A 10,027-nucleotide genomic window follows, 5' to 3' on the forward strand; every position below is an offset into this window, starting at 1 on the left:
CGCACCCGACAATCCGACGGACACCACACGCCCCGGAAGGGGCGCGGGGAACGGCGCGGCCGACCCCCACCGGACCCGCAGCCGAACAAGCGGGTCGGGGCGCAGCCCATTTTTTGAGGGGCGCGGGGAACTGCGCGAGCAACCCCCGCCGGGCCGCAGCCGAGTAAGGACGCGGCCCGCCGCCTAGGCGTACGTGCCGATGTCCTTGATCATCGCGAAAGCCACCCCGTACGCACTCATCCCCCGCCCGTACGCCCCCACATGAACCCCTTCCTGCGTGGACCCCGCAAGGACCCAGCCGAACTCGGATTCTCTGTAGTGGAACGGCGTCGGCACCCCGTCCACGGGAAGGGACAGCGTCGACCAGTCGGACCCGTTCAGATCGTCCGCGAGGACCCACGCCGTCTCGGTCTGCTGGTCCAGCCAGTCGTCGCGCAGGGTGTGGTCCATCTGCCCGGGCCAGGTGAAGGACAGCAGCCCCACTCCCGCGAGCCAGGCCGCGGAGGACACCGAAGTGGCCTCCAGCAGCCCCGTACCGTCGGCGCTGCGCCGTACGGGGTTGCCCGCGACGGTCACCACGACCGCGAATCGCTCCTTGTCCTCGGTGGACTCACTGCGCACCGACGGCTCGTCACCGTGTCCGATCGAGCCGTGTTCGATGGCTCCGTCGGCCGCGGCGCCGACCTGCATCAGCCAGCGCGGCCCCGTGAAGGCCTCGTCGAGGCCGTACCACGGGAAGGGCGCCAGCAGGTAGCCGTCGACCGTGCGCCGGGCGGAGGGGAGCTGTTGTCCACCCTCCGCAGCCGGCGCCTGCGCGCCTACCCGACTTGTCGTCTCCATCTGCCCGGACGCCTCCTCGCTCTCGGCGGACCGGGTGGCCCGCCCCCCTTCGGGCGTCCGTCCGGTCCGCACAACAACTAGGCAGGATAGCCACAGCTGCGCCGAAGCCCGGAAAACCGGTCGGCACATGGCTCACATACGCACCTGATCCGGCGCATCCCGAACGGATGGAACCCAAGCGGGGAACGGGGAGACGGACGGCGTTCGACTGAAAGTGAAGCGCGTTCCGGACGGCGGGCGCGCCGCCCGGGGCCGTTCGGCGTCAGATCGCCTCAGGTCGTCTCAGGTCGCGTCCGCGTCGAACGGCGGTCGCTCTTCCGGCGCCAGCTTCTCGCGCTTCTTGGTCATGTCCACGGTGCCGCCGGTGGAGCCCGTCGAGGAAGAGGACGAGGAGGCCGAGGACGGCGTCTCGGACTCGCGGCCGTGGACGGCGTCCGTGACCTCGGCCATCTCCTTCTTCAGGTCGAAGCCGTTACGGATCTCCTTGAGCCCCAGCTCGTCGTTGTCCAGCTGCTTGCGGATGAACGTCTTGGGGTTGAGGTCCTCGAACTCGAAGTCCTTGAACTCCGGTCCCAGCTCCTCGCGGATGTCCGCCTTGGCGCTCTCCGAGAACTCACGGATCTTGCGAATGGTCCGTGTGACGTCCTGGATCATCTTCGGGAGCTTCTCCGGACCGAAGACGAGCACGGCAAGGACAACGATCGTGACCAGCTCAAGCGGTCCTATGTCATTGAACACCTTGCGTCTCCTTGCGATGTCCTCGGCGCTCGGCAGTTCGTCCGTGGTCCGGGCCCGGTCCACGGTACCCGGCGATCCTGTCCGACCGGTACTGTCCCGGGGCTGCGGACCGCGTGTACACGGCGGGTTTTCCCGGTTGTTTGCCTTGGGGGACAAGGGGGTGAACGGATTTCTGTGACCTTCCTGTCAGTCCCCGTCGGCCGAGCCGAGGACGAGGGTGACCTTCCGTTCCCTGCCGTCCCGCTCCAGCGTCAGCTCCAGCCGGTCGCCGGGCCGGTGGGAGCGCGTCTTGACGATGAGCTCCTCGCCGGAGTGCACCCGCTGCCCGTCCACCTCGGTGATGACGTCACCGGCCTCGATGCCCGCCCGGGCGCCGGGGCCGCCCCGGCTGACCGCCGAGCCGCCGTCGTTGCCCTTGGCGCCGACGCGGGCCCCGTCGCCGGAGTACTCCATGTCGAGCGTCACGCCGATCACCGGATGGGTCGCCTTGCCCGTGTTGATCAGCTCCTCGGCGACGCGCCTGCCCTGGTTGATCGGTATGGCGAAGCCGAGGCCGATCGAGCCGGACTGGCCGCCCTCCAGGTCGGAGCCGCTGTCGGCGGAGCGGATGGCGCTGTTGATGCCGATGACACGGGCCTTGGAGTCGACCAGGGGGCCACCGGAGTTGCCGGGGTTTATCGGGGCGTCCGTCTGCAGCGCGTCCACGTACGAGATGTCGCTGCCGTCGCCCTCCTCGCCGCCCGCCGTGATGGGGCGCTCCTTGGCGCTGATGATGCCCGCGGTGACGGTGTTCTCCAGGTCGAAGGGCGCTCCGATGGCCACCACCGGGTCGCCGACCTGGACGTTGTCCGAGTTGCCGAGCGAGAGGGGCTTGAGGCCGCTGACATGGGCGACCTTGACCACGGCGAGGTCGTAGCCGCTGTCGTGGCCCACGACCTCGGCCTTGGCGGTCTCGCCGCCGCTGAACGTCACGGTGATCCCGCCGCCGCCGTCCGCCGGTTCCACGACGTGGTTGTTGGTGAGGATGTGGCCGCGCCGGTCGAGGACGAACCCCGTGCCGGTGCCCTGTGCGTCCGAACCGCTCACGTGCAGGGTCACCACGCCGGGTAGCGCGCTGGCCGCGATACCGGCCACGCTGTCCGGCGCCCGCCCCTTGGCCTCCACCCCGGCCTGCGGCAGCTCGACGTCCTCGATCCCCCCGGTCCGCTCCAGATAGGCGCCCACGGCCCCACCCACGCCTCCGGAGACCAGGGCGAGGAGTACGGCGCCGAGGACCAGCGCACGCCCGGTCCGCCCGCGGCGCCCGCCCGGCGCCTCGGCGGCGGCCCCGTGGTGCTGGAGGGGCGCGGCGGCCCAGGGGTCGTAGTTCTGCCAGGGGGTGCTGGGAGCGGGGGCGTGGGGGGCCGGGGCGCCGTGCTCGGCTGCGTCGGCATGGGGGGAAGCCCCGGCCGTCTGCCGGCCGCCGGGCGGCTCCGGGCCGAGGAGGCCCTGCGTATGCGGGCCGGGAGTGCCCGAGGCGGGTGTCTCCTGGAAGGGCGTCTCAGGGAAGGGGGGCCGCGGCGTGGGCAGGTGCGGCGCGGGCGTGTGCGGCGCGGGCGTGTGCGGGGCGGGCGTGTGCGGGGCGGGTGCCCCGGAGGCCGCCTCGCCGGGAGGGTCCTGCAGCGGGGCGTCCTGGGGCGGAGCCACCGCCTCGACCGTCGTGCCGTGCGCGGGGGTCGTCCCGGGGTGCTGCACCGGCGGCGCGGGCGCCCAGGGGCCCGGTCCGCCGTACGGCGGTGTGCTGTAGGGATCCGGATCGTGCAGGGGCCTCGGCCGCTCACCGGCGGCGGGCGCGCTCACACGGTCGTCCACCCCGCCCGCGGTCTGTGCGGCGATCGGGCCCGCGGCGGCGCCGGTGGCTCCGCCGGCGGGCGCACCCGTACCCGCGGGCTTCTCCAGTTCGAAGTCGCCGTCCATGTCTCCCCCGTGCACCCCGCTCGCGCCGTCCCCCGAGGGCACCGAGTCCGCCGGAGCGGAATCCGGCCCATGGGTCCGTGGCCGGCTCCACCACTTCGGCTTCGTGGGCTTCCCCTCGTCCATGCTCTCCCCACACCTGACCCGCGGCACGGCATGTCGGCGCTCGCCGCGTCGTCTCGACCTCCGCGCCCGGATCACAGCGGCGGGCGCGGCCCATCCCTGGATTCAACCAGGTTCGCGGGCCGCCGCGCAGAGGGCCGGTTCAGCCCGAGGAGGAAGGCGCGGGTGAGGCGGACGGGTCGAACGACGGCACGGCCGACAGTACGGACGCCTCGAACTCCGGTCCCGACGACCAGGTGGTCAGCGTGACCCTCGGGGCCGGTGCGAACGGACGTATCAGCGGGGACATCGCGGCGGCACCGGCCACCACGGGGGTGGTCAGCGCGGGCATCGAGCCCGAGTCCTTGCTCTGCCCGCCGGTAGAGGACAGCCCGGGCGCCGGCGCCGGCACCCCGGGCAGCAGCGGCGCGGACAGCTCCGTCTGGGCGCCTCCTTCGTTGCCGAAGGAACGCTGGCCCTGGGCCAGCAGCGGGGCGAGGGAGCGGCGGCGCTGCGAGTCGGAGCCCGTGGCGCCGGTCGTGCTCGTCGTGCGCATCGGGGTCACGTTGCTTCCGTTGCCCGAAGCTCCGCGTGCGTCCGCGGTGTCGGTCGCGACGCCGGTCGAGACCCCGCCGAGCGCGATCGCGGCGAGCGAGACGGCACCGGCCGCGGCGGCGGCGAAGCGCAGGCCCCGGGAGGCGGAGCGCTCGGCCTCGCGCCGGCTGATGTCATGGATGCGGAAGCCGCGCTGCTCCGAGGGGAGCGTGGTCGCATGGGGGCCGGAGGGCAGGTAACCGAAGGAGTCCGGCGTCATGTCGAAGACTCCGGACGCTCCGAACGCTCCCCGGCCCAGTCGCGGGCTGTCGCCGTCCGGGTCACCTCCCGGAAGCCCCTGCAGTCTGGCCAGGAAGCTCTCGGACGGGGGCGGCGGGGCGACCTCCGCGAACACGTTCTTCAGTCGTCGCTGCTCGTCGGCCTCCGCCTTGCACTTCGCGCAGGTGGCGAGGTGCGCCAGGACGCGCTCGCGCGCCTCGTGGCCCAGCTCACCGTCCACCAGGGCGGAGAGTCGGTCGCCGAGATGCTGCTCGGCCAGAGGTCCGTCGGCAGGATTCAGCCGTGATCCACTCACGCGCTCGTGCCCCCTCCTCCCAGAGCGGGCACACCGGTGACCGCGAAACCGCGGCGCTCGGCACGGGCCTCGGGAGAACGGTGGGCGAGCGCCTTGCGGAGCTGGGAGCGACCGCGGTGGATCCGGCTGCGGACCGTACCGAGCTTGACGCCCAGGGTCGCGGCGATCTCCTCGTACGAAAGTCCCTCGATGTCGCACAGGACGACCGCGGCGCGGAACTCCGGCGCCAGGGTGTCGAGGGCCTGCTGGACGTCCGCGTCGAAGTGCGTGTCGTTGAAGACCTGCTGCGGGGAGGGCTCGCGGCTGGGCAGGCGCTCGGCCGCGTCGTCGCCGAGGGCGTCGAAACGGATGCGCTGCTTGCGGCGGACCATGTCCAGGAAGAGGTTGGTGGTGATGCGGTGGAGCCAGCCCTCGAAGGTGCCGGGCGTGTAGGTCGACAAGGAGCGGAAGACCCGGACGAAGACTTCCTGCGTCAGGTCCTCGGCGTCGTGCTGGTTGCCCGTCAGGCGGTAGGCGAGCCGGTACACCCGGCCGCTGTGCGTGCTGACGATCTCCTCCCACGTGGGCGGGGTCCACGCCTGCGAGTCCGCGTCGGACGTGAAGGTCGCGGTCTGAGCGGAGTCAGCGATGCGGGATCGGTCAGCGGTGTCGTTCACGGATTTCGGCTCCCCCGACGATCTGAGCAGGCGCCGGAGCACCCCTCCTCGATCCACAGGTTCAGCCGCACCTCCCCTGTCGGCTCTGGTGGTGTCCAGTGGAGCCCCTACCATAGCCACCTCGCCCGTTAGCTCCGGATAAGCGGTTTTACGAGAAATTGATACGCGCTCATATGGCCGCGCGAGCACTTGCCGGCCGTCCCGCTCCATCCGCCACCCCCGTGCAGTTCCCGACCCTTGTTGCCCACCCTCTCTAAACGCCTGGTCCCATCTGCGGGTTCCCGGCGGCAACGGATACAGTCACGCCCAGGCAACCACGGGGACAGGAGAGGGCCATTACCGGCAACCGGCTGACGAGCTGGGCGTTCGCCGACGCCTTTGTCGCCGAGGACGAGGCACTGCACTGGGCCCGGGACCGGGCCCGGGAGGCAGGCCTGCGCTCGGTGTCGCCCGGCACGGGCGCCGCGCTGCGACTGCTCGCCGCCACCGTGGACGCCAAGGCGGTCGCGGAGATCGGTACCGGAACCGGAGTCTCGGGTATTCATCTGCTGCACGGGATGCGGCCGGACGGCGTACTGACGACGGTGGATCCCGAGCCGGAGCACCAGCAGTTCGCCCGTCAGGCCTTCCGCGCGTCGGGCTTCGCCAGCAACCGGGCGCGCTTCATCCCGGGCCGCGCACTCGACGTTCTGCCCCGGCTCGCGGACGCGGGCTACGACCTCGTCTTCTGCGACGGCGACCGGCTGGAGTGCCTCGACTACCTCGCTGAATCGTTGCGCCTGCTGCGGGTGGGCGGCCTCGTCGTCTTCGAGGGCGTGTTCGCGAACGGGCGCACGGTGGAGTCGGGCCCGCAGCCCACGGAGGTCCTGCGGCTGCGCGAGCTGCTGCGTGCGATCCGCGAGAGCCAGGAACTGGTTCCCTCGCTGCTCCCGGTGGGCGACGGCCTGCTGTGCGCGGTCAAGCGCTGATCCCGGCCCCCGCCCGTACACCCTGACGCCCTGACGCCCTGACGCCCTGACGCCCCCGGAGCCTCCCGGAACCCGCGAAATCCCCGGAAACACCACTGCCCCGGCATCGCGTTGATGCCGGGGCAGTGGAAGGGTATGGTCGCGTTCCGCGTCAGCCGACGACCTTCTTGAGGGCGTCGCCGAGCGCGTCAGCCTCGTCGGGGGTCAGCTCTACGACGAGCCGTCCGCCGCCTTCGAGCGGAACGCGCATGACGATGCCCCGCCCCTCCTTTGTCACCTCGAGCGGGCCATCGCCCGTCCGCGGCTTCATGGCCGCCATGCTCGTTCCCCTTCCTGAAACCAGCTCATCGTCGCCGACGGCCCCGTTGAAGGGCACGCGTCCTCTCGTCGGACACGCGTCACCGGCATCGAACACATTGCTTCCAAGCCATTATCCCGCATCGCAGGACCCGATGACCAACATCAGTCGGCATCGCTTGCGCAACGCGCTCGATCAAAACCACCCATTTCGGCGGTGTGACTGCGATACTGCGCCACTGCATGGAGTTTCGGACACCGGAATTCTTTGACGCAGGTCACATGTACGAACCCCGCCGCCCACCATGATCTCCGCCATGCTGTCCTCGGAAGCAGTGCGTACCGACGGGTACGACGGATCCGCGACACCTGAGGGGACCACCATGGCCGACACCGTGCTCTACGAGGTGAGCGACGGACTCGCGACGATCACGCTGAACCGCCCCGAGGCGATGAACGCGATGAACACCGAGACCAAGGTCGCCTTCCGCGAGGCGGCACAGGCGGCCGCGGCGGACGAGTCCGTACGGGCCGTGCTCCTGACCGCCACCGGCGACCGCGCGTTCTGTGTGGGCCAGGACCTCAAGGAGCATGTCGGCGGACTTCTGACGGCGCGCGAGTCGGGCGCGGGCGAGGGCGTCATGAGCACGGTCCAGGAGCACTACAACCCGATCGTGCGGGCCCTGACGGGCGCGGCGAAGCCGGTGGTGGCGGCCGTCAACGGCGTCGCGGCGGGCGCGGGATTCGGCTTCGCGCTGGCCGCGGACTATCGCATCGTCGCCGACACGGCCGCGTTCAACACGTCGTTCGCCGGGGTCGCGCTCACCGCCGACTCCGGGATCTCCTGGACGCTGCCCCGGGTCGTCGGGCCTTCCCGCGCCGCCGACCTGCTGCTCTTCCCGCGCAGCATCACGGCGCAGGAGGCGTACGAGCTGGGGATCGCGCATCGGATCGTGCCGTCCGCGGAACTGGCCGCCGAGGCCGTGAAGGTCGCCCGCGCGCTGGCCGAGGGGCCGACTCTCGCGTACGCCGCGATCAAGGAGTCCGTTGCGTTCGGGGTCACGCATTCGCTGGACGAGACCCTGGAGAAGGAGGACGAGCTGCAGTCGCGGGCGGGGGAATCCGAGGATCACCTGATCGCTGTGCAGGCGTTCGTCAACAAGGAGAAGCCGAAGTATCTGGGGCGGTAGCCGAAGGGGCCGGGTTGGTTCGGTTCAGCTCGACGGTGACGGTCCGGTGGGGGCTGGGCGCGCAGTTCCCCGCGCCCCTGAAGAGCGCCCCTGCGGGGCGGCTCTATCGGGCGTCTCTGGACACACAGTCCGCCAAATGGTCGTTCACCAGGCCGCAGGCCTGCATCAGGGCGTAGGCCGTCGTCGGGCCCACGAAGCGGATGCCCCGTTTCTTGAGGCTCTTGGAGAGGGCGGTCGACTCGTCGGTCACCGCCGGGACGTCGGACAGCGCCTTCGGTGCCGGGCGCGTGGCCGGGTCGGGCGCGAAGGACCAGATCAGCTCGTCCAGTTCGCCCGGCGCCCAGTCGACGAGCACGCGCGCGTTGGCGACCGTCGCCTCGATCTTGGCGCGGTTGCGGATGATCCCCGTGTCGGCGAGGAGGCGCTCCTTGTCGGTATCCGTGAAGGCCGCCACTTCGGCGATCCGGAACGCCGCGAAGGCGGCCCTGAAGCCCTCGCGGCGGCGCAGGATCGTGATCCAGGACAGGCCCGACTGGAAGGCCTCAAGACACAGCCGCTCGTACAGCGCGTCGTCGCCGTGGACCGGGCGCCCCCACTCCTCGTCGTGGTACGCCACGTAGTCGTCGGTGGACAGCGCCCAGGGGCAGCGCAGGGCCCCGTCGGCGCCCTTCAGGGCGTCGCTCACCGGCGGTCCTCCTCCGCGGGCTTCTCCAGGGAGGTGGCCGGGGAGGCGGTCGCGGAAGGGGCCGCCGCCGAGCGGGCGCCGGACAGGGCGGCCTCCAGGTCGGCGATACGGGCGTCCCGCTCGGCCAGTTCGGCGCCGAGACGGCTCAGGGCGTCGTCCACGTCCACCATGCGGTAGCCGCGCAGGGTCAGCGGGAAGCGCAGCGCCTCCACGTCACCGCGGTGCAGGGGGCGGTCCGGGGGAAGTGGGTCCCGCAGACGCTCCGGCAGCGCGTCGGGGAGGGCGCCGCCGTCACCGCCTCCCACGACGGAGAGGGTCACCGCGCCGACCACGACGACGAGGGCGACGACCAGGAACAGGAACATGAACATCTCTGAGGTCCCCACGCTCTGATGCCGACGCGGGGCGCGTCGGCACGGAAAGTGTCAGGCACCGATCGTGCCATGCGACTCTGACCGTTAGGGTCGCAGGCGGCCCGACGGCGACAACTACTGGGAGAGGTCACAGGGGATGCTCAGGCTGGGCAGGCGCGAGTTCGACGCGCACGAGCCGGTGATCATGGCGATCGTGAACCGGACCCCGGACTCCTTCTACGACCAGGGAGCCACCTTCCGCGACGAGCCGGCGCTCGCACGCGTGGAACAGGCGGTGTCCGAGGGAGCCGCCATCATCGACATCGGCGGGGTCAAGGCAGGACCGGGCGAGGAGGTGACCGCCGAGGAGGAGGCGCGGCGGACCGTGGGGTTCGTCGCCGAGGTGCGGCGGCGCTTCCCCGACGTGATCATCAGCGTCGACACCTGGCGGCACGAGGTCGGCGAGGCCGTCTGCGAGGCCGGCGCGGACCTCCTGAACGACGCCTGGGGCGGGGTCGATCCGCGGCTCGCCGAGGTCGCCGGGCGGTACGGGGTGGGGATCGTGTGCACGCACGCGGGCGGTACGCAGCCTCGTACGCGGCCGCATCGCATCGCCTACGACGACGTCATGGCCGACATCCTGGAGGTGACCGTGGGGCTGGCCGAGCGGGCCGTGTCCCTCGGGGTGCCCCGGGAGTCCGTGATGATCGATCCCGGGCACGACTTCGGGAAGAACACGCGGCACTCCCTGGAGGCGACGCGGCGGCTCGGGGAGATGGTGTCCACGGGGTGGCCCGTGCTGGTGTCGTTGTCCAACAAGGACTTCGTGGGCGAGACGCTCGACCGGCCGGTCAAGGAGCGGGTGGTGGGGACGCTCGCGACCACTGCCGTGTCGGCCTGGCTGGGGGCTCAGGTGTACCGGGTGCATGAGGTCGCGGAGACGCGGCAGGTCCTGGACATGGTGGCGTCGATCGCGGGCCACCGTCCGCCTTCGGTCGCCAGGCGGGGGCTGGCGTAGGGGTTCTCGCCCCCGCCGCCCCTACCCTTCCCGTCACTGACTCGGGGGCCAGCCCCCGAACCCCCGGTCCTCAAACGCCGGACGGGCTGGTTTTCCAG

At 71.5% G+C, this 10,027-nt stretch carries 11 protein-coding genes; 3 read left to right on the forward strand and 8 right to left on the reverse strand.

The window, feature by feature from the left end:
• Nucleotides 1–183: 183 nt before the first annotated feature.
• The 5 genes from ACFWGJ_RS36370 to sigE form a co-directional block, all read right to left on the reverse strand.
• The gene (locus tag ACFWGJ_RS36370) at nt 184–840 is read right to left on the reverse strand and encodes a hypothetical protein (RefSeq protein ID WP_210880495.1); all 657 of its coding nucleotides are present in this window, start codon (nt 838–840) and stop codon (nt 184–186) included.
• A gap of 282 nt (nt 841–1,122) precedes the next feature.
• Complete coding sequence (locus tag ACFWGJ_RS36375) at nt 1,123–1,578, reverse strand: sec-independent translocase (RefSeq protein WP_387333154.1); 456 nt, start codon at nt 1,576–1,578, stop codon at nt 1,123–1,125.
• 186 nt (nt 1,579–1,764) lie between these two features.
• Nucleotides 1,765–3,657: a trypsin-like peptidase domain-containing protein gene (locus ACFWGJ_RS36380; RefSeq protein WP_387333155.1), complete on the reverse strand. Its 1,893-nt coding sequence runs from the start codon at nt 3,655–3,657 to the stop codon at nt 1,765–1,767.
• A gap of 139 nt (nt 3,658–3,796) precedes the next feature.
• Nucleotides 3,797–4,762: an anti-sigma factor family protein gene (locus tag ACFWGJ_RS36385; RefSeq protein ID WP_387333157.1), complete on the reverse strand. Its 966-nt coding sequence runs from the start codon at nt 4,760–4,762 to the stop codon at nt 3,797–3,799.
• Entirely contained in the window at nt 4,759–5,460 is a 702-nt protein-coding gene (sigE, locus tag ACFWGJ_RS36390) for an RNA polymerase sigma factor SigE (protein WP_387333163.1), read from the reverse strand. The genes ACFWGJ_RS36385 and sigE overlap by 4 nt, the downstream gene beginning before the upstream one ends.
• Before the next feature lie 227 nt (nt 5,461–5,687).
• On the opposite strand from sigE, the gene ACFWGJ_RS36395 reads away from it, so the two are divergent.
• A complete protein-coding gene (locus ACFWGJ_RS36395; RefSeq protein ID WP_281403130.1) occupies nt 5,688–6,386 on the forward strand; it encodes an O-methyltransferase in 699 nt (232 codons plus the stop codon).
• A gap of 151 nt (nt 6,387–6,537) precedes the next feature.
• Here ACFWGJ_RS36395 and ACFWGJ_RS36400 read toward each other — a convergent pair whose 3' ends face one another.
• Nucleotides 6,538–6,705 (reverse strand): DUF3117 domain-containing protein, encoded by a 168-nt coding sequence (locus tag ACFWGJ_RS36400; RefSeq protein ID WP_003966491.1) that lies wholly within the window; start codon nt 6,703–6,705, stop codon nt 6,538–6,540.
• A 361-nt stretch (nt 6,706–7,066) separates the two neighbouring features.
• Between ACFWGJ_RS36400 and ACFWGJ_RS36405 the strand changes: the two genes are divergently transcribed.
• On the forward strand, nt 7,067–7,873 hold the full coding sequence (locus ACFWGJ_RS36405; protein ID WP_387333165.1) for an enoyl-CoA hydratase/isomerase family protein: 807 nt from the start codon (nt 7,067–7,069) through the stop codon (nt 7,871–7,873).
• Between the two features lie 103 nt (nt 7,874–7,976).
• On the opposite strand, the gene ACFWGJ_RS36410 is transcribed toward ACFWGJ_RS36405, so the two are convergent.
• Nucleotides 7,977–8,558: a DNA-3-methyladenine glycosylase I gene (locus tag ACFWGJ_RS36410; protein WP_387333159.1), complete on the reverse strand. Its 582-nt coding sequence runs from the start codon at nt 8,556–8,558 to the stop codon at nt 7,977–7,979.
• Nucleotides 8,555–8,929, reverse strand: a complete 375-nt coding sequence (locus ACFWGJ_RS36415; protein ID WP_387333167.1) for a DivIVA domain-containing protein — start codon at nt 8,927–8,929, stop codon at nt 8,555–8,557. Before ACFWGJ_RS36415 ends, ACFWGJ_RS36410 begins: the two co-directional genes overlap by 4 nt.
• A 139-nt stretch (nt 8,930–9,068) precedes the next feature.
• Here ACFWGJ_RS36415 and folP point away from each other — a divergent pair, with 139 nt between their 5' ends.
• Nucleotides 9,069–9,929, forward strand: a complete 861-nt coding sequence (gene folP / locus ACFWGJ_RS36420; RefSeq protein ID WP_387333161.1) for a dihydropteroate synthase — start codon at nt 9,069–9,071, stop codon at nt 9,927–9,929.
• Nucleotides 9,930–10,027 lie beyond the last annotated feature (98 nt).

Source organism: Streptomyces sp. NPDC060205 (assembly GCF_042728395.1).
Lineage (GTDB): Bacteria > Actinomycetota > Actinomycetes > Streptomycetales > Streptomycetaceae > Streptomyces.